The organism is Paenibacillus sp. FSL H8-0104 (assembly GCF_038050215.1).
In the GTDB taxonomy this organism is placed as follows: Bacteria; Bacillota; Bacilli; order Paenibacillales; family Paenibacillaceae; genus Paenibacillus; species Paenibacillus amylolyticus.
The window spans coordinates 590,321-609,599 of sequence record NZ_JBBOTC010000001.1 but is presented as its reverse complement, the minus strand read 5'-3'; the positions used below and the strand labels follow the sequence as shown (position 1 = coordinate 609,599).

18 protein-coding genes are annotated in these 19,279 nt (G+C 48.2%); 5 read left to right on the top strand and 13 right to left on the bottom strand.

Annotation, left to right across the window (positions count from 1 at the left end):
• Positions 1-30: 30 nt before the first annotated feature.
• The 11 genes from NST38_RS02845 to NST38_RS02795 form a co-directional block, all read right to left on the bottom strand.
• A complete protein-coding gene (locus NST38_RS02845; RefSeq protein WP_143781325.1) occupies positions 31-1,416 on the bottom strand; it encodes an MATE family efflux transporter in 1,386 nt (461 codons plus the stop codon).
• Between the two features lie 13 nt (positions 1,417-1,429).
• Complete coding sequence (locus NST38_RS02840; RefSeq protein ID WP_076254500.1) at positions 1,430-2,383, bottom strand: hypothetical protein; 954 nt, start codon at positions 2,381-2,383, stop codon at positions 1,430-1,432.
• Positions 2,376-3,533 carry an acyl-CoA dehydrogenase family protein gene (locus NST38_RS02835; RefSeq protein ID WP_083685145.1) on the bottom strand — a complete coding sequence of 386 codons (1,158 nt, stop codon included), beginning with the start codon at positions 3,531-3,533 and terminating at the stop codon, positions 2,376-2,378. The genes NST38_RS02840 and NST38_RS02835 overlap by 8 nt, the downstream gene beginning before the upstream one ends.
• On the bottom strand, positions 3,533-4,267 hold the full coding sequence (locus NST38_RS02830; RefSeq protein WP_076254495.1) for a hypothetical protein: 735 nt from the start codon (positions 4,265-4,267) through the stop codon (positions 3,533-3,535). The genes NST38_RS02835 and NST38_RS02830 overlap by 1 nt, the downstream gene beginning before the upstream one ends.
• A 25-nt stretch (positions 4,268-4,292) precedes the next feature.
• Positions 4,293-5,240 carry a ketoacyl-ACP synthase III family protein gene (locus NST38_RS02825; protein ID WP_047840306.1) on the bottom strand — a complete coding sequence of 316 codons (948 nt, stop codon included), beginning with the start codon at positions 5,238-5,240 and terminating at the stop codon, positions 4,293-4,295.
• 19 nt (positions 5,241-5,259) lie between these two features.
• A complete protein-coding gene (locus tag NST38_RS02820) occupies positions 5,260-6,105 on the bottom strand; it encodes a hypothetical protein (protein ID WP_179087966.1) in 846 nt (281 codons plus the stop codon).
• A 26-nt stretch (positions 6,106-6,131) separates the two neighbouring features.
• Positions 6,132-6,392, bottom strand: a complete 261-nt coding sequence (locus tag NST38_RS02815; RefSeq protein WP_047840308.1) for an acyl carrier protein — start codon at positions 6,390-6,392, stop codon at positions 6,132-6,134.
• A 12-nt stretch (positions 6,393-6,404) separates the two neighbouring features.
• Positions 6,405-7,694: a diaminopimelate decarboxylase gene (gene lysA, locus NST38_RS02810; protein WP_036607414.1), complete on the bottom strand. Its 1,290-nt coding sequence runs from the start codon at positions 7,692-7,694 to the stop codon at positions 6,405-6,407.
• A complete protein-coding gene (locus NST38_RS02805) occupies positions 7,695-9,089 on the bottom strand; it encodes a preATP grasp domain-containing protein (protein WP_076254491.1) in 1,395 nt (464 codons plus the stop codon).
• Entirely contained in the window at positions 9,025-10,032 is a 1,008-nt protein-coding gene (locus NST38_RS02800) for a ketoacyl-ACP synthase III family protein (RefSeq protein WP_076254489.1), read from the bottom strand. Before NST38_RS02800 ends, NST38_RS02805 begins: the two co-directional genes overlap by 65 nt.
• 116 nt (positions 10,033-10,148) lie before the next feature.
• Positions 10,149-10,370, bottom strand: a complete 222-nt coding sequence (locus NST38_RS02795; RefSeq protein WP_036607418.1) for a hypothetical protein — start codon at positions 10,368-10,370, stop codon at positions 10,149-10,151.
• Between the two features lie 188 nt (positions 10,371-10,558).
• On the opposite strand from NST38_RS02795, the gene NST38_RS02790 reads away from it, so the two are divergent.
• On the top strand, positions 10,559-11,809 hold the full coding sequence (locus NST38_RS02790; RefSeq protein ID WP_179087965.1) for a helix-turn-helix domain-containing protein: 1,251 nt from the start codon (positions 10,559-10,561) through the stop codon (positions 11,807-11,809).
• 26 nt (positions 11,810-11,835) lie between these two features.
• Here the strand turns inward: NST38_RS02790 and NST38_RS02785 are convergent, their stop codons facing one another.
• Together NST38_RS02785 and fosB are read right to left on the bottom strand one after the other, a co-directional pair.
• Positions 11,836-12,030, bottom strand: coding sequence for a hypothetical protein (locus NST38_RS02785; RefSeq protein ID WP_143781120.1), 195 nt, complete (start codon positions 12,028-12,030; stop codon positions 11,836-11,838).
• Positions 12,031-12,167: 137 nt separating this feature from the next.
• Entirely contained in the window at positions 12,168-12,587 is a 420-nt protein-coding gene (gene fosB / locus NST38_RS02780; protein ID WP_076254484.1) for a metallothiol transferase FosB, read from the bottom strand.
• Positions 12,588-12,742: 155 nt separating this feature from the next.
• Here fosB and NST38_RS02775 point away from each other — a divergent pair, with 155 nt between their 5' ends.
• From NST38_RS02775 to NST38_RS02760, 4 genes are all read left to right on the top strand, one after another.
• Entirely contained in the window at positions 12,743-13,642 is a 900-nt protein-coding gene (locus NST38_RS02775) for a glucose 1-dehydrogenase (RefSeq protein WP_036607429.1), read from the top strand.
• A gap of 124 nt (positions 13,643-13,766) precedes the next feature.
• On the top strand, positions 13,767-15,377 hold the full coding sequence (locus tag NST38_RS02770) for a gamma-glutamyltransferase family protein (protein ID WP_076254537.1): 1,611 nt from the start codon (positions 13,767-13,769) through the stop codon (positions 15,375-15,377).
• Between the two features lie 367 nt (positions 15,378-15,744).
• Entirely contained in the window at positions 15,745-16,752 is a 1,008-nt protein-coding gene (locus tag NST38_RS02765; RefSeq protein ID WP_083685142.1) for a BMP family lipoprotein, read from the top strand.
• 26 nt (positions 16,753-16,778) lie between these two features.
• Complete coding sequence (locus NST38_RS02760; RefSeq protein ID WP_076254482.1) at positions 16,779-18,431, top strand: methyl-accepting chemotaxis protein; 1,653 nt, start codon at positions 16,779-16,781, stop codon at positions 18,429-18,431.
• Positions 18,432-19,279 lie beyond the last annotated feature (848 nt).

Here is a 19,279-nt window from a genome sequence, read left to right as displayed (position 1 = left end):
GAGACCTCCTCTATTTGATATTGGTTATATCTAGGTCGAATAACTCTGAGCAGCTAGACCCTCCTGCTCATCCGCGTCAGTTGGTTTATGCCCGGATGAATCTGTGTAGTCCTTTTTGAACAGCCTGATCACGGGTAAGATGCATAATAAACTCGCTGCATTAACAAAGGCAATGACGCCATAGAAGTATCCCACATGATCAAAGATTCGTGTCAGCCCCCACCCTGCAACAATAATAAGCAGAAAATATGCAGCATTCATAAGCAGGGCCTGATAGCCGCGTCCACTCTGTTCCATGGTAAGCAGCGTTGTCATCATAGGACCCATGGTCAGATAGGAAAGGGAAACCACTGCCAGATATCGGGCCGCTTCTGCACGGGATACGGGATCCGCAATCAGAAAAGCTGTCAACGGTTCCCGCCATACCCAGATGGATACGGCAATTACGGCATAAAGAATGAATGACTGTACCAGACCTCTGCGATAGCTCTCGTATGCACGTGGTCGATGAGCCTCTTTGAGGTTATGATTAATCATGATCCCGATAGCCGATCCAATAACGATTCCGGGCAGTATAGCCATCGTCTGAATTCGATATCCAACTCCGAATCCAGCAACTACCCCTTCCCCAAATTGACTGACGATTTTGTTGAAAAAGAAAGTACTCAAAAAGATAAGACAGTACGAAATAAATACGGGAATGCCTACCTGCTGAAGTGCAATGAGATGTTTCCACACAAATGTTACCCGTTCATACACAAATTCCTTCCTCAATATCAGAATCAGAAGGCTTATGAGCAAAGAGAGTGTTGAAGAAATAAGATTGGCGTATACAATTCCCTTCAATTCCATTCCAGCCACCGAAACGAACCAGTACACCAGCATAATGTTGAGCGATGCCGTACCTACGGAATTCCACGCTGCCGCTTGAGCTCGGCCCAACCCACGCAATGCGGCACCACCCACCGCTGCGAGCACAGCGGGCACACCTGCTGCCATCATGCCCGCCACATAAATGGTAAACATGGGCCTTACATCTATAGGGACGGCATAAAACCAGGAGAGAAGTGGCGACACCAGCATAACCACACCGCCAGCAACAATTGAAAAAATAGCTGCGCTGCCAAGCATATGCCCAAGTAGCGATGTAAAAGCTCGCGAACCCTCCGCTCTGCTCCGTGAGACAGCAACCTGAACCGACAATTGCATGGCTTCCACAAGCGCAATCATGATAAAGGAAATGGGAATATACAGTGATAGCACATATAACACGGTCTGACTGGTATGACCCATAAAAAAAACATTGACCAGCTGCGTTGTTACGTTAACCAAAGAAGCAAGCAGCATCGGTATTGCAGTGCGGATTAACAACCGGTTCACCGATCCCGAAGTGTAATCCAGACCTTTCAAATTCAATCTCCTCCTCCATTCATGATGTCTTCACTTCCTGATGTAGTGTGAGACGAGTCAGGACAGGCATATGTACTACATGTACACAGCAGGCTGATAACAGCCGTTCGCCATCCCAGGATATCAATAGAACACGATCATCCACCTTTATATTTCCGTTCTGTAATTGTTCAGCGAGCTGTATCCACACGTCGCCACTTTGGTAATCAATAGTTTCAGGTACGTGGTAGACTGACTTGATCAAGGATATGCCTGGCTTCGAATAAGGGGTTATGTGTCTACGTAAACGGGATTGAAGAAGAATATTCTCCGTCTGACCAGCATCCATGAACTCATCTATAATGGATATAATCTCTGAAGCCATAACACTCCCTTCGATATCGTCAACCGTTCTCTTTCCTATATAATTCACGGCAAGAGCACCGGACTGTCTGTTTAACTCCAAGGCAACAGCCATATCAGACAGATCTCCGGGAGAGTCGTGCTCTTCAATTACACGTTGTTCCGCCAGAACAAACATCCCTCGTTCCTCTCTCCCTAGTGTCCATGCTGCAGCCTGCATTCCTTCCGTAGCAGCGAGTGGCCCCATATGGGAAAGTGCCAGTGGATAGTCCACCTTCCAGGAGGTAGACTCCAGAATTCGGGCCAAAGGTGGATTCATGGCGTAGCGTTCAGGATAGGTCTGGGCCAGAATCAACAGATCCCAGCACTCACTTGTACCAGAAGCCAAAGGTTCCATGACAACTAGCGCAAGATCACCGGCAGTTACCCGTTGATCATCGGATCGCAAAGAGCGGGTTCGCACAATAGACCTGTCATAATAGTTCTCTTCCATATATATGTGTGGAGATAAGTAATAGTAATCTTCAACATCGAGCATGTCCGTGGTATACAAGTGATCTTCGGCCGTAACCCAACAGATATGATTAACATAGACAGACATCGCACGAGGGTTATTCAGCGTATCAGGCATGCTTCATTTTTCCATTGGCATAGGCTTGGAAAACGTTGATCTTCTGAATGGAGGTAGTTCCTTCCATGAATTCGAAGGCACGCGCATCCCGATACCATTTATTCAATAAAGGATGGTCAATCATAGAACCAGGTCCCATCAGGTCAAGCGCCAGTTCCGTGGCCTCCTCAGCCAGTGCTCCAGCACGAATTTTGCTCAGGGAAGCCAGATACCCTTTCTGCACATCCGCATCAATCTCCGCCGCTGCGCTGCGAATCATGCTACGGAGTGAATGCAGGCGCATCTCCAGTCGCTCTAATTCCACCTTCTCCCTCTCCGAGAAAACAGACCTCTGCTCCTTCACATAATCATATGCTGCCCGTGCGACTCCAAGCGCAAGTGCAGCGACACCAGGCCGCATGCGATGAAAGGTCTGAAGCGCGCCCCATAATCCACGCTTGGTTGGACTGAGATGACGCCCGATGATATCTTCCTCTGCCAGCGGAAAACCATCCAACGTGAGGTGACTCAATTGCACACCTCTAACCCCCATCGTATCCAGAGGTGTAGCGCTGAATCCCTGCACAGACGTGTCTACCAGCGCAATCTGGATGCCGAGAGGCGTACGATTGGTCTGAGCAAATACCAGTCCGATGCTGGCACGACTACCATTACCGATATAGTACTTCTGTCCGTCAAGGTTCAGTCTGCCTTCCTTGTTCCGCGAAATTCGTGTGCCAATACCCGTAGCATCCGAGCCCTTTTCCGGTTCAGTAAGAGCGAAGAATGACCATGCGGGTCCCTTGAGAAAATGAGAATAGTACCGCTCCTTCTGTTGTGAGTCAGCCAGAGCTGATATGATTACACTGGACATCGATGGACCCGGGCTCCCGAGAAATACACCGGCATCACCTGCTGACAGTTCCTCAATCGCGATAACTCTTTCCAGACAGGAAAGACCATAATATCGTTCCTGACCTACAGTGACGATCGGTTCACCGCCATATTCCGGCGGGATCATCATGCGATTGATGGTTTGCAGAGATACCAGATGTGTGAACTCAGCTATACGCTCAGGTTCACGGTCAATGACCAGGCCAATATCACGTAATTCCGTGGCATATTGTTTCATTTCCTGCTCAAAAACAGCAATGGTAGATCGTGTAATCATCAGAAGGCCTCCTTCGGAATGAGCAGCATATTTTTGACCATTTGACCTGCATACACGTAAGCCGAGATCGCATGTCGCAAATAGCCAAATCCTCCTCCAAGACGCTGCAATTGACGGAAGGCCTCATCCAGTTCTTGATGAACCCATGTACTTGTACGCGCCTCCGAAATGTCTGATTGCTCTAATACGAATTCATCCGACTGGATAGTCTCAGCCATATATAGTACAGTCAAAACATCAGCAATCATGCCCTTGACCAGTTGATGCTGAAGTGTGGATTGCCCCCCTGAGTTGCGACTGGATAGATGATTACGCACTTGCTCCAATCCTGCGTTGCACAGTTCAGTACGGAAATAAAGCAACCGTTTTCGAAGATCAGCTATATCACCTGTGACATCATCTTGTCTTTCAAAAAATGCCACATCTTCATTCCGAAGTTCCGATATTCGATAGAGTAAAAGACCTGAAGGCTCCAACATCCGATCTTCCACCCGATCCGCACGTACCTGTTTCCATTCGTAGATATGGCCTGTCTCTGCATGACATATCCATGGCCCACTTTTCACGAGTTCAGGTGTCGCCAGTATTATCCCCCCTTGGCATAACAACACGGGACGTGTATCCAAACGCAACATTGCTGCTTCCAGCAGATCTGTTACAGTGGGTACCGGACGACCTGCGGCCTCTGTACCAGCCGGCACAGTACCTACCTCATCAGAATTCAAGACTGACATATGCACTCCTCCTATTGACTCATGATCAACAATCTCCATGCTCAATTAACGCAAAACCAAAAAAACTGCCCAGCCCAATGCTGACCAGTACGGACCTCTCCCCCTTATGCACCCATTCATTCTCTAGCCCAGAGCTTAGATTGATGAACGCATCCGTGGAGAAGGTATGTCCAATCCGCGGGATATTATCCAGGTAAATTTGTTTTTGATCCACGCCTGTACGCTTTGAAAACTCCTTCCATGTAGTCCAATTGACGTTGTGGGGAAAGATATGATCTACATCATGAAGTGTCAGGCCCTCTGCTGACAGCAGCTCTTCCATACCTCGAATGATATGATCCACATACAGCTTGTTAAATGACGTCATCTCTTCCACTTCCGCATAATATCCGGTATGGAACCTCGTATCCCGAAGAACATGAGCAGCCTGTAAGATGTGCTGACCATAGTTTCTGGATAGAAGCATGGCAACAGCCGAGTCACCCAGAATCGTAGACTTTCGAATATATCTCCAGTCGGGTGGCATGAAATTAAACTGATCGGCACATACCAATAAAACATTACGAATATCAGGCTGTGTACGGGAGATTCGTTCAAGCCATTGAAGAGCGGCTATCGAGGACGCACAGTTCATCTGTGAAATACTATAAAAGGGGATATGCTCGAGCCCATATTCACTCAGAGCCCGCTGCAAGGGCCTATAATCCCCTGGTGCTTGTACATGTGCTGAATGGGCATAGAGCACAAGGTCAATGGCAGGCAAGGGTTGTCTGTCAACAAGCTGTCCAATCGCGCGAACGATAGAATTATCCAGATGCTGACCCGGAGGGGTAACTGGAACACCGTTCAGACGATGATATTTGCGCAGTAATTGAAGCTCTCCTTTACCCAGTCCCAAGGATTCGAGGATAACCTCAGGCTCTTCGATCTGATCAGGCAAATACACACCGATATCCACTATACCCAGCCCCATGACGTTTCCCTCCTCCTGATTACAGCTCTTCGTATCCACCTGCATGAATGAGAAGTGCATAGATAAACTTGTCATCTGGCTCCAGGTGCATCAGACATATGTATTCATCTGTGCACCGATCTTCAAGAAGTTGCTTCAGACCAAAGAATGGTGCAGCGCTCCAGTGGGCAGGATCGTAACTCCCTTGCCAGCCTGTAGCATGAAACCATTCGGTACCGGACACTTCCTGCTCCAACAGCGGATGGACAAGAAGCCTGATCTGAGCCAGATTAACGGATACCTGAACGCAAAGCCTGTCCAGCAACAATTCTGCTGTCTCGGCAATCGAACTCTCGGCATATTGTATTTCCACACCAACAAGGGATGAACCGCCTTCTGCCAACCGATCCAGAACCAGAACAGCTCCCGTGTCCGGTTCTACAATCTCGCCCACTCCTTCCGTCTCGTAGGGAAGAGACGTCTGATCAAGCACAAGCAGCATTCCCCGATCGTAGTTGCCGCTGTTCAGATAATGCTGGAGCATATGAAGTGCCGCGAACGGTGCCCCGAACCCCATATCGTTCACGGCAAAACTCAGGAACCGTGCCTGATAACGGTCCATCAGATAGTTGACAATGGAGATATCTGGACGAATATTGGGAAAATGATAGGCCAGCAGGAGAACATCCACGTCTCCCATGATCTGATCCAGCCCCGACTCTTCGAGCAGTAGTACACTCATATCATGATAGGCATTGTTATAACGACCCTCCAGCAGATGAAACTGGGGTACCACGGGGGACCCCGCCAACAAATCACTGTGAAATCTTAACAACTCCAGATGTTCGAACGGAGGCTGCTTGTCCGTAAACAGCCTGACCTTCATGTCCCGGATGGTAACAGGCGCCGCCATCAGGCAGCAACGAGTTGCTTTTCGATATATGTGGCTAGCGAACCCACTGTGTTAAATACATCTGGCTCCAGTTCATCCGGGTCGATCTCCAGCCCCTCAATACGGTCTTCCAACGTCATCAATAGTTCCAGAACAGACGTTGAATCCAGATGAAGTTCATCAAATAAAGATGTGTCCCATGTAACAGCGTGGTTCTCTTCCATATTCAGCACTTCGGCAAGGGCACCTTTGATTTCTTCAAGCAATACTGCGGTTGTCATGATCATCTCTCCTCATCTGTTGGTTACTGCGGAATGTGAAACAGGGATCAAACGCTGTTTGCCCAGTAGATCTTCGGGAGTATCCCTTTCCCGAATCAGATGGGCTTCTCCACCACTAATCATCACTTCAGCCGGACTTCCATGACTGAGAAAATGGGTCGGTGAAGCAGTAGGGCCGTAGGCACCGGAATGAAATACACCAATTAAATCCCCTTGTTCAACGGGAGGCAGGTTTACTTTTTTGCCAATAACATCATTCGGGGTACACAAAGGGCCGGTAATATTAAACTCTGCAACCGGGGATTCTCCGTATCGTGACAAAGATGCAATCGGGAAATTACGCTTCACATACGAGCCGATTCCGACCGCAGCCATATGACAATTGGTACCACCATCAGTCACGACAAACGTCTCTCCATACGACTCCTTGACATATAAGGCTCGGCTAACCAGCATCCCACTGGTTCCCACCAGATACCTTCCCAGTTCCATGAACAGTCTGATGTCAGGATGTTTTTCCTTGAATTGTTCGAACAAAGGGTTCAATTGTGCAGACAGGGCACTCACAGACAGAGGCTGTTCTCCCTCGTAATACGGAACTCCGAGACCACCGCCCACATCTACCATCTGCAGCCGAATACCCAGTTGCTCCTCCAGCCGTTCGGCAAGCTCCAGAATGTGACGTGTGTTCTCCACAATAGGTTCCACGTCAAGCATACGGGTTCCCATGTATACATGCAGACCGATAATATCCACATGTGAGCATCGTTCCAATTGCTGTCGCCCCTGCATCACAGTATCCTCATCCATGCCAAACTGGCGTGGTTTGCCACCCATCGTCAGCCGTGAGCCCTTCACGGTAAAAGAAGGATTGATTCTCAGTGCCACGGGGACAATCCGTCCCTCTTCAGCTGCAATGGCTTCAATGCGGTTAAGCTCCTGAAACGATTCACAGACGATTGCGTAGATGCCATGACGAATGCATGCGGTTATCTCCGCGTCGGTCTTGCCTGGTCCGAGGAAGATTATACGCTCCGGATTTGTACCCGCCTGTAGTGCGGTATGTAATTCGGCCATGGAACAGACCTCTGCCTGGGCTCCAAGCCCCTGAAGCAGGTGAACAATTGAAATATTCGGATTAGCCTTTAATGAGTAGAACAATTCCACCTTTGGAGTCAGCAGGCTGCGAAGCTCTTCATATACTCGCTCTAATACCTCAGCGTCATAGACGTATAATGGTGTACCGAATTGTGCAGCGATGGCCGAAATCGCAAGCCCTTGAATCTGATAATCTCCAGACATCTACTTCACCTCGTTTATGAATGATAACTTGGCTTCAACCGCAGCATCCGTCGCCCGTAGCTGCTCGGCCGAATGAGCAATAATGACACCATAGAGACGACCAGAGAACACACGATCTTCACCTTTGAAGGCCGCATTGACCGTTGCAAAATTGTTGATAAGTATCCCCTCGCCCTTCAGCGGATCAAATAACAGAGGACCAAGTGTTGACCTTAACTTTCCATAATCCAGGCGGTGATTCAAACGAAGTGTATATTTTTTGGCCAAAGCTAACATCCCCTCAGGAATCCACTGGTTCTGGATCTCAGTCTGATACGTCGACATGTTAAACCTTGCATTGATCTCCAGATTAGGCCACACACTTCCGTCCTCATCCAGAATGGCATCGATACCGGCTACACCGTAGTATCCATCCCGATGGAGCGCAGCACCTATTTGCAACGCAGCGCCCCGGATTACCGCGATCTGCGAATCACCAAGATGTGGTGGCATGAGATGCCCCTGATGAACGCCTTGTTCGACCAATGATTCCTTTACACCAAGAAATTCAACCTCACCACTCCGATGAATTAAAATCTGGTAATTCAGATCACATGTTTTGTTGATCCACTGCTCCAGCACATAATTCACAGCTCTTGTCCCATTCTTGCTTGCCTGTTTCTCCAGCAATTTCATGCATTTGTGGAAACGGGCTTCATCTGCAATAACGGTGATTCCCTTGCCCGAGACGCCCATCGAATCCTTCATAACAATACGCCCGCCCTGTTCCAACACGGATTTCATATCTTCAAATCCGGACGTAAGTTCCTCCAGGGAGTAACACTCACAGCCAGGAATCTGACGGATACCCAGTTCGGCATTAAGCCTTCGGGAGTAGCCCTTATCATTGACTTTGCGGAAAATGTCAGCCGGTGGTACGGCAAGGGGAATACCTGTGCGTTGGGATAGTTCTTCTTCCTGATCCGAGGCTCCGAAGGGAACCAGATAAGCCTGTATATCCTGTCTATCTGCAAGTTCACGCAGCCTGTCCAGCGTACGCTGACAATGCAGGATGTTAGCCGTAATGTTCAATCCCGGTTCATTATATTCAGTAGCAATTAAACGTGATCGACCAAAACCGATGGCCTGTGCATCTGCTATAAACCTGGAATCCGGCAGTTCCTTGAGCAATACGACATCCTGTTCACCTGCCAAGAAAATCCCCAGCTCCTCCATCCGGTTTACAACGTCAGCAGCCGAACCAACACTCAGGGAAGGCAACTTCAGTACCCCCTGCTCATTCCAGTATTCTTCGACTTCAAAATTGTTTATATAAATAAAAACAGCTTCATCATGACCTGTAAGCGCCTGCTTCAGCTTTCTCGAAAATCCGGTCAACAGTGTGGTCAATCTCATCACCTCGTTCTTCTGCGAACTGCATCACCGCCACGCTGAATGTTGCTCCCAGCCCAACCGTGACAAGCAAATAGTAGTCGTCCTTCTGCAAAAGCCCCTGATCTGAAATCTCTTTCAGATTAATATAGGGATCGGAACAGAAGCAGTGCCCGATTTCTCCCACATTGGATGTGTACACCCGCTCCAATGGATAGGACAATCGTGCAGCAACCTTTTTCCATGAAGACAGATTCACATTGTGCGGGACAATATAACGGATATCCTCCAACGTCAGGCCCGCCCCATCTATTGCCTCATGAATGACATCACAGAGCTGGGGTGTATAGATTTCCTGAAATTCCTTGAGCGTCTCGGGATCACCTGTCAGCACGTTGCAGAATTGTCCAAGGGTTACGTTCGTAAGCCCCATCATCCTGCTTCCCGGGCCGGATTTACCAACCAGTATGGCGGCCGCAGCTTCGCCCATAACGGTTGTATTGGGGATGAGCTGTACAATGGGACTGAACGTTTTTTCACCTGTTACGATTAAAATATGATCATCCTCTTCCAAAGAGGGCAGCAATGTTGCAGCAACATCCAACGCAATCAGACCTGAGGCACAGTTCTGCTGTGTCAGTGAAAACGCAATGGCATGATGCATACCGTAAGCCTGCTTCAAACCTTGCAATACCTTCATTGGAAAGGGAAAATTTTCCTGAATTGTGTGGCAATAAATGATATACTTGATAGAAGATGGAACAACTGTCGGACTGTTTACCACCTGGGCGAGTACACGTCCTAACAGCTTAGTCAGATCACCGTCTTTGTCTTGCGGAACCTGTTTCAGACCGTGAATTTTCTCCAACACTTTGGTCTGGGCTTGTTTGAGTCCCAGATGTTCGCTCAACTCCCGGACAGGAACGACGAACTTGGGAATGTATGACCATATTTGCTTGATATGCATCGGTTTAGGACACCTCGTTATACCCATCATACGGAGCACTCTCAATATAGGGAGAGAGCTTCATCCGAAGCTCTCATCTATTGGACTAACCATAATGCCATAGTAGATACAAGGGATTATGCACGAGCCGCTACTGCACGAGCAGATACCGCACGAGCTGCTACTGCGCGAGCCGATACTGCGCGAGCTGCTACTGCACGGGCAGATACTGCACGAGCTGCTACTGCACGAGCACTAACTTCACGTGTTTCGCCCAGCACGTTCACTTCCGATTGTACTGCTTCCAACTCTTTGTTCTTCAATTGTTCCAATGTAATGGGAGTCGCTTTAATGATCATTGATTTATTCCTCCTTTCGTCTTGGATACTATCATTCTATAATCTCCCAATTTGGATTTAAACTGTAAAAGGAGGTAAATGGATTTCTCGCACGCCTTACCCCTTGTTAATACCAATTCCAAGCATTCAATATACAACTCACATTTCACAACGTAATCACAAACTAATTCAAGGGACGGTGAATGATCATGATCGGACCCAAAATTCGGGAAATCCGGGAGCAACTTGGACTGTCTCAGAAACAACTGGCAGGTGAGGATATGACACGCTCATACATCAGCCTCATCGAAAAAGGCAGAGCCGTTCCCTCTCAGCGTATGTTGAAAATCATTGCTCGCAGACTCAATACACCAATGGAGTACTTCTTGGGAGGAAGTGCGACAACGGACACCGATATTGGTGAAGCTGTCCTGGACAAAGCCAAAGCCTACTATGCTGAGCAGAATGATCCTGCCTGTATCCGTATGGCTCAGAAAGTTCTGACTCTGACGGAAGATACACTGGATCAAACGGAAGCCTATCTGCTCATCATGCGAAGCCACAATAGGCTTGGCGATTACCGCCAAGCTCTGGATGATGGGGAAACTGCGGCTTTTACAGTCACCCGAACAGGAGACCGGGAGCGCATTGTCGACTATTACCTGGAAATGGGAAGAGCTGCATTTCATGCAGAACTGTTTCACGCTGCCCGTAAATACTACGAACAGTCCTATACCTACAGCAGCAAACTCAAACATCTGCAAGATAAACATATCCGTTCGTTAACCTTTCTCGGAACAACCCATTTGCGGCTCGGTAACGTGGATAAGGGACTGGATTATTATCTCAAAGCCGAAAAAGAAGCCCAAATGACCGGGCAACCGGAGTTATATGGCGAAATTACGCTGGGTTTAGGCAAGGCCTATTATATGTCCGAACAGGACGGACACTTGCTCTTAAGTTATGACTGGACCAAGAAATCGGTAGATTCATATAAACAGGCAAATAGTAAATCCTATGTACTTGCTCTTCACAATCTGGCTGTCATTCAACTTCATATGGGACAAAAAAAAGAAGCCCTTCCCTTGCTGTCAGAATGCGCCGATATCTACGACAAACGCAATCTGCCTCACAAGAAGGCTTCTATATTAGAGGAAATCAGTAAAATTTATCTCGAAGAACGGCAACCTTTACTGGCCGAAACAGCCATCAAGGAAGCTCTTAAACTGCTGGATCAACGAGATGAAGGCATGCTCCGTGCAAAACTATATCGTCTTCTCGGCATTGTATTTCATGAGAAAGACAACACCAATGAAGGCTATTACTTCCTTCGAATGAGTTACGATCTGCTTAAACGCATCCATGCAGATCGTGAGGCTGATATTAGCCACAAACTTTTAATTCTTAGCGGACAAGAACAGAAAATGAATTATGATGACTATAAATCCTATATCAAATAAATACGGCCCCCATCTTCTCCTAACAACTATTCAGGAACAGGATCATTCAGATCAAGCGGGTGAACCGTTATTTGTTTATCTGACGAGTAGCCCAATGATACACGGGACTGAAGAGCTTCCCCTGAATTTTGAAGATGTCCATTGTACAATGAAAACAACATGACAATGGCCATAGACAACCCGCTCGCAACAATCCGAAGCTTGAATATTTTATTATCCACGTCCATCTCTCCTTGTGCATATGGTTTGGCAGCCGAACATACCGTGTACACTTCAGCGAACCTAAGATGTATTGTACGGATAATTGCAATGACTTTAAATACGTTAATTACCATTTACCTCTACTTGCACATGAAACTCACGTATAAAAGGTCATATGATCTTTGTCTTCGCGATAATAATCCAGCCTTTGCTTCATCGTACCTGTATGCAGTTCAAACAAATGACCATCCGGATCGGTAAAATAAACGGATAATGCATCCCGCGGATCTCTTAGCCTTCCGGGAAGAATGTCAGCACCCGCTGCTCGCAGCTGCTGCACAGACGCGTCGAACTCCTCTTCTGTAACGGTAAATGCAATATGGGTATAGGTTCGTTCCGTATAGTTGCGAATAACATCCTCCTGATTCAGGGCAATCCAAAGACCGGCAAGCTTAAAATAAGCCAGTTTGCGTCCTTTCACCTGAATTTGGGCACCGAGAGCCTGCTCATAAAAGGTAATGGCCCGCTCCAGATTGGATACGGAAAAGCACAAATGATTAATTCCTTGAATATTCATGTGGCTCCTGACACCTCCATCGATTTAAGGATCTATCCTTATTATGGTATATTCTGCGCAAAAAACAACCGCTCTGCTGTTTTCCCCCGCACCTTCTTCTGGGCGAATGCATAGGTTATCCGTATCAATGAACGTTCGAGGAGGATGTAAAGCGAATGAATCCTGTCTATCCTTTTTATGGTGAGAAAACGGTATGCAAGGAGCAAAAGCTGGCATTCCCACCCCAGCATCAGGACCAGCAACCCGGTCTGGAAACTCTGATGGTGCCTGAACCGATCAGTGAAGATCCTGCCTATATAGGTAGCTGCAAACTCCAAGGTAAAGTTGCCATTATTACGGGTGGTGACAGTGGAATCGGCCGGGCGGCCGCCATCGCTTTTGCCAAGGAAGGTGCGGATATCGTCATTGCTTATCTATATGAACGGACAGATGCCGAAAGGACTCGTGAACGGATCGAAGAACTGGGACAGCGCTGTCTCTTAATCGAGATTGATCTCCGCTTAAAGAAAAACTGTGAAGCCGTCATTCGCACAACCATGGAAACCTACGGGAAGATCGATATTCTGGTCAACAATCATGGCGTACAGTATGTGCAGCCAAGCATCGTTGATATTACAGAAGAACAGCTGTATCACACCTTTCAGACCAATGTGTTCGCTTATTTCTTTCTGATTCAGGCCGCTCTCCCCCATCTGTGCAGAGGTGCCTCCATTATCAATACGGCTTCCATTACAGCATATAAAGGTAACACTCAACTGATCGACTACTCTTCTACCAAAGGAGCCGTCGTATCGCTGACTCGTGTACTCGCCCAATCGCTCGCTGCACAGGGAATCCGTGTGAATTCCGTCGCCCCGGGACCCATCTGGACACCGCTCATCCCTGCCAGTTTCTCCGCTGAGGATGTACAGGTATTTGGAACAGATACACCCATGGGTCGAGCTGGTCAGCCTTACGAACTGGCGGCAGCCTACGTTTATCTCGCTTCCCGCGATTCATCCTACGTCACAGGTGAATGCATTCATGTAAATGGCGGCGATATGGTAACGACATAGGCTGATGTCAGGTTGGATTTGGCAGGTGTGGCAGGATATCGGTTGTCCAGTTGCGAAGAGGGTTAGGAGTATGATCCGGTTATGCCGGAGCCTGACATCTAGCGACAAGGAGCTGAACAACCTGATGAACTTCGATCCACTCTACCAACCGTATCCCTCTTACCGCGTGCCTGTGTATGCGAAACAAGGCATGGTCGCCACGTCACAGCCACTGGCTGCACAAGCTGGTCTGGATGTATTGAAAAAAGGCGGCAATGCCATCGATGCCGCCATTGCAACTGCGGCAGCACTCACGGTGCTGGAGCCAACGTCCAATGGCATTGGAGGCGATGCTTTTGCCCTCGTCTGGACCGAGGGCAAACTGCATGGCCTGAATGCCAGCGGCCCTGCGCCTCAGGGCATATCCATTGAGGCGCTTCAAGCGGCAGGCCATACGGAGATGCCGAAGCTTGGGGTTGTTCCGGTGACGGTGCCTGGCGCACCGGCGGGTTGGGCTGAGCTGAGCCGCCGTTTTGGGCGGCTCACGCTGGCGGAAGCGCTAGAACCGGCCATCCGCTATGCGGAGGAAGGTTATCCGCTTGCGCCTGGGCTGGCCCGCCACTGGGCAAGGGCAGCCGAGATCTATGCACGCCAGGGTGATGCGGAAGCAGGGCGGGCGTGGTTTGAGACATTTGCTCCAGGCGGGCGTGTTCCCGCAGCTGGAGAGATGTGGCGCTCGCCGGATCATGCGGCGACTTTGCGCCAGATTGGCGAGAGCGAAGCACGAGACTTTTACGAAGGAGAACTGGCAGAGCGCATTCATTCCTTTATGGCAGAGCACGGTGGTTATCTGACTCGCGAAGATCTGAAGGCTTTTCAGCCGGAGTGGGTTGATCCCATCTCCGTCTCCTATCGTGGTTACGATGTATGGGAGATTCCGCCGAATGGACAAGGATTGATTGCTCTCGCGGCGCTTAATCTCCTGAAGGGATATGATTTTGACGAGAAAGAATCCGTTCTGGCATATCATCGGCAACTTGAAGCTATGAAGCTGGCATTTGCCGACGGGGAGAAATATATTACTGAAGAACGCAAAATGGGTGTGACGGTGGAGGAACTCCTGTCCGAGGCATACGCGGAAGAACGGCGCAAACTCATTGGTGATACCGCACGAGCACCTGAGGCAGGTGATCCACGTGCAAGTGGAACGGTGTATCTGGCTACGGCTGATGGTGAAGGCAACATGGTTTCGTTTATCCAGAGTAACTATATGGGCTTCGGGTCTGGGCTCGTTGTTCCGGGAACAGGCATTGCTTTGCAGAATCGTGGACACAACTTCTCACTGGACCCTAATCATGCCAACGCCCTGGAGCCAGGCAAACGAACCTATCACACGATCATTCCGGGGTTCCTCACCCGTGGCAGCGAAGCGGTTGGGCCATTCGGTGTCATGGGTGGTTTCATGCAACCGCAAGGTCATGTGCAGGTGGTTATGAATACGATCGATTATCACCTGAACCCACAGGCCGCCTTGGATTCTCCGCGCTGGCAGTGGACGAAGGGCAAAACAATTCTCGTGGAACCGGGTTTCCCGCAGCATATCGCTCAGGCACTCGCCCGCAAAGGACATGATATTCAAGTGGCACTCGATCCATCCCAGTTTGGACGCGGTCAGATCATCTGGCGCAACCCGGACAATGGCGTATTATGCGGGGGTACGGAAACCCGAGCGGATGGCTCGATTGCGGCTTGGTAAAACTCGCGTCATTTTTATAATAGGATGATCACCTTATCATCCGTATAGGGTGAAATTTTAAGGCACAACAGAGATGATTCATGTCATCTCTGTTGTGCCTTTTTTCGACTTCTAACATCAGTAAACAACATACTGTAGATATTTATGTACCCTTTTAACCAGAGAAATGTAAAAATAATGTGTAATTCATGAAAAATACTTATTTTTTCGTAAATTTTCACTACACACCATAAATCACAGTGCCTTTCTGACCGATATAGATAAAGGGAAATCCTCACCATACGTGTCATCATGCACACGTACTTCCCTGGAGCTAAGGAATCACGCAAAACAGAAAAATGCGACTACAGAAATGAGGGTACCACACATGAAAACAAACAAGAAAAGACGCGCAGGTCTAGGTCTCACCATAATGATGATCCTGACGGTACTAATCCTGGGGGCATGTTCACCCAACAATACAACAACGGCAACAGACACAAGAACAAAGGTTGGGATCGTGCTTACGGAAGTGGGTCTGGGTGACCGTTCTTTTAATGATGCTGCTTTTGATGGACTGGTTCAGGCCAGAAATGAGAAAAGCATTGTCTTCGACTATCGTGAACCGGGCGACAATGCCGAAGCTGCATTTGAAGAGTTTGCGCAAGCCAAATTCGATCTGGTTATCGGCCTGAGTGATGCTGTCCAAGCGGATATGGAGAAAGTTGCAGCCAAATATCCTGACCAGCAGTTCCTCATGATTGACAGTCAGTCCGAACTGCCTAACATTGCCTCCATTTCATTCCGGGCGGAAGAAGGAAGTTATCTGGCAGGTGTTATTGCCGCTATGGCTTCAACGGAAGATCATGTCGGCTTCCTTGGTGGAATAGAGATACCAGTCCTTCGTAATTTCGAGCAGGGTTTTAAACAAGGTGTTCTGGCTGTCAAGCCGAATGCAACCGTTGATGTCGTCTACGCAGGGGACTTCGGCAATGCCGAGCTGGGTGAACAACTGGCTGCAGAGATGATTCAGGAAAAGGGCGCTGACGTGATCTACGTAGCTGCTGGTCTCACAGGCGTTGGTGCACTGACGGAGATTCAGAAATTAGGGAAATACGCCATCGGTGTAGATACCGATCAATTCTTTTTGGCGGAAAAATCCATTCTTACGTCCATGCTGAAAAATGTGGATGTCTCTATCTATAATGCCGTTAACACGTTTGTTCAAAACAATCATACCTTCCCTCAAAAGGAAATCGTGGAGGGGCTGGCGGAGAACGCCGTGGGTCTGACTGCTCTACATAATATCACGCTCAGTGATGAACAACAGCAAACCTTCGAAGATCTGAAGGCTAAGATCTCTTCCGGTCAAATCAAAATTACGCTTGATCAATAACCCATCGGATACGAGGAGGTACGCACATGAAACTACAGGGAAAACTGATACTTAATGCTCTAATTTCACTACTTCTATGCCTTGTGCTAGTCGCTTATATCATCATGCAATTGCTCAACATGAATGCCAAAAATCAAAATCTGGTACCAGCCATGCTCAAGGTGAGTGAACTGAACGCCAATCAGATTCAGACCCAGCAAGCGCTGGATGTCTACTCATTCTCCATGACAGCAGGAAACCAGGACGCCGTGCTTCGCTTGCTGGATGAAGGCCAAACGATGATTCAGGAGCTTACGGACGGATTGCTCGAAACAGATCAGCAGTTACAACTTATTCAGTCCATCGAGACAAAATTAGAAGCTCTCAACCAGGGAGCCACCGAAGCGATGAGTGCGATGAACAGTGCGGAAGCGAAACGTTACAGCACTCGGGTTCGGGGCATACAGAATGATATCTATTCGTTAGATGAGATGACTCGGGATCGTTATGATCAATATACCGTCGATTTGGAACGTAACATTCAGCAAACGTGGCAAGCCGCTCTGGTAGGAGCTATCGTATTGCTCGTCGCCGTGATGCTGTTTAACATGTATACTTCACGTCAGATTGCCAAGCGTATTCGAACACTCAAAGACGCCGCTGGACAAATTGCGGACGGTGACCTGACCGGACAATTACCGGAATCTCGGGGCAAAGATGAACTCGATGACCTGAGTCGCTCCTTCGGTATCATGACTCATAATATCCGCGGCATTATTCAGTCGATTGGTGAAGCGGGTCATCGTGTCGATCTGATGGCACAAGATATTGACCGCGGTAATGATACAGCCCAAGCGATTGTGCAGCAAGTATCCCGCACCACGGAGGAACTCTCAATTGGCAGTCAAAAGATTGCCGAGGATCTGAGTGAAACGGTGATGGTTGTGGACAAAATGCAGTCTACCTTCAATAGCAATCTCGAGTCCACTTCCCAATCGGTAATCGATGGTCGTGAAGTATTAACTACCGTTGAGGAAGGTAATAAGGCTGTAGCGGAGCAACTCCGCTTGGCCGAAGTGAATCGTACGGCGATGGCCGAGGTAGAACAAACGGTGCGGGAACTGGAAGAAAGCGCGGTTCGAATCACTACGATGACGACATATGTATCGGAGATTGCCAAACAAACAACCATGCTCTCGTTAAATGCCTCCATAGAGGCTGCTCGCGCTGGAGAAGCCGGACGTGGCTTCGCTGTTGTTGCGGGCGAGGTGAATAAACTCGCCGAACAATCTGCGCAATCGGTCAAACATATCTATGCAGCTGTTGGCGAGATCACAACCTCCATGGACAAGGTGAAGAACTCTGTAGCACAAAGCATGCAGTTATTCGGCGAACAGGAACAAGCCACTGGCCAGACTCGCGAATCCTTCTCTGCTATTCGTGAAAGTGTGGAGCGCATCAGTACGGGTATCCATCAACTTGCTGGGGACATGCAACAATCCAATGAACTCAGTACACAGGTGCAACAGGCCATCGAAAATATCAGTGCCATCACCGAGCAGTCGGCTGCCAGCAGTGAAGAGATCACCGCCTCCACGTCGGAACAACAACGTTCCTTCGCTGATGCAAGTATCAAGGTGAAGTCATTGCGTGATATTAGTGCAGAGATGCATCAGGAACTGCTGCGATTCCGGCTGTAAGCCGGGAGAATTTTGGGCTGGACGTAGATCAGAAGTAGTTTAGATGCAGATTATAGGCATGTTATGGGTAGGTTATAGCCGAGCCAGGATCAGGTAGCGTGAACATACAAACAAACAAATAAAGGGGAGCCCTGTCATGAATCATGACAGGGCTCCCCTTTTCAGTAACTAATCATTGTTTCATCCAACCATTAACTCGTTTCAAAGATATGAAAGTATATAGATTGAACTAAACATTTACACGAAACGGAGAGGACAGAAAGAACCTGAAGAAGTGGAGCTAAAAGCTATCTGAAAGAAAGCTGACACGGAAGCATATACTTCGCCTAAAAGCTTTTTGAAAGAAAGCCGCCTCGGAAGCATACGCTATTCCGGATTTCCTAATTTATAAAAAAAACTGGGGATAATAGCGATCGGAAGGTTGTTCTGTCACCGGAGTGTCCAGTGTATATATTCTTTAGATCAACTTATATAGATAACAAGGCATCAACATTTCAGATCCAAACGTTTAACGAACTGAGCAAACCTTATTGGGCCATTAATTGCAGATTATAAAATCTAACGAATCTCAGGCATTCTATTCCCTAATTTAGTCCGGTTTTTCAGGTGTTTTCTCTGAAATACACAGAGATAACGTGGATGAGATTCGTTAGCTTTTGCTCCTCCATGTAAACCGTGGTATAAGGTGTATCAGGTTCGTTAGGGCATTGGGTATTGAGCATTGAGTACTGATCAATGTTCATTGAGCAAATGAGTACTGAGCAATGAACAATGGACAACGTTCACTCATCTACTTTTGGTGCGCTGCTTCGTTGGATCACTTGCAGTTTGAAAACGAATCGTCATAG

Coding starts and splice junctions, on each gene's coding strand:
- NST38_RS02770 (WP_076254537.1), top strand. CDS start 13,767: ATGAACTTCGATCCACTCTACCAACCGTATCCCTCTTACCGCGTGCCT.
- NST38_RS02760 (WP_076254482.1), top strand. CDS start 16,779: ATGAAACTACAGGGAAAACTGATACTTAATGCTCTAATTTCACTACTT.
- NST38_RS02805 (WP_076254491.1), bottom strand. CDS start 9,089: ATGAGATTGACCACACTGTTGACCGGATTTTCGAGAAAGCTGAAGCAG.
- fosB (WP_076254484.1), bottom strand. CDS start 12,587: ATGAATATTCAAGGAATTAATCATTTGTGCTTTTCCGTATCCAATCTG.
- NST38_RS02800 (WP_076254489.1), bottom strand. CDS start 10,032: ATGCATATCAAGCAAATATGGTCATACATTCCCAAGTTCGTCGTTCCT.
- NST38_RS02775 (WP_036607429.1), top strand. CDS start 12,743: ATGAATCCTGTCTATCCTTTTTATGGTGAGAAAACGGTATGCAAGGAG.
- NST38_RS02790 (WP_179087965.1), top strand. CDS start 10,559: ATGATCGGACCCAAAATTCGGGAAATCCGGGAGCAACTTGGACTGTCT.
- lysA (WP_036607414.1), bottom strand. CDS start 7,694: ATGTCTGGAGATTATCAGATTCAAGGGCTTGCGATTTCGGCCATCGCT.
- NST38_RS02765 (WP_083685142.1), top strand. CDS start 15,745: ATGAAAACAAACAAGAAAAGACGCGCAGGTCTAGGTCTCACCATAATG.
- NST38_RS02815 (WP_047840308.1), bottom strand. CDS start 6,392: ATGACAACCGCAGTATTGCTTGAAGAAATCAAAGGTGCCCTTGCCGAA.
- NST38_RS02820 (WP_179087966.1), bottom strand. CDS start 6,105: ATGAAGGTCAGGCTGTTTACGGACAAGCAGCCTCCGTTCGAACATCTG.
- NST38_RS02830 (WP_076254495.1), bottom strand. CDS start 4,267: ATGTCAGTCTTGAATTCTGATGAGGTAGGTACTGTGCCGGCTGGTACA.
- NST38_RS02825 (WP_047840306.1), bottom strand. CDS start 5,240: ATGGGGCTGGGTATAGTGGATATCGGTGTGTATTTGCCTGATCAGATC.
- NST38_RS02835 (WP_083685145.1), bottom strand. CDS start 3,533: ATGATTACACGATCTACCATTGCTGTTTTTGAGCAGGAAATGAAACAA.
- NST38_RS02795 (WP_036607418.1), bottom strand. CDS start 10,370: ATGATCATTAAAGCGACTCCCATTACATTGGAACAATTGAAGAACAAA.
- NST38_RS02840 (WP_076254500.1), bottom strand. CDS start 2,383: ATGCCTGATACGCTGAATAACCCTCGTGCGATGTCTGTCTATGTTAAT.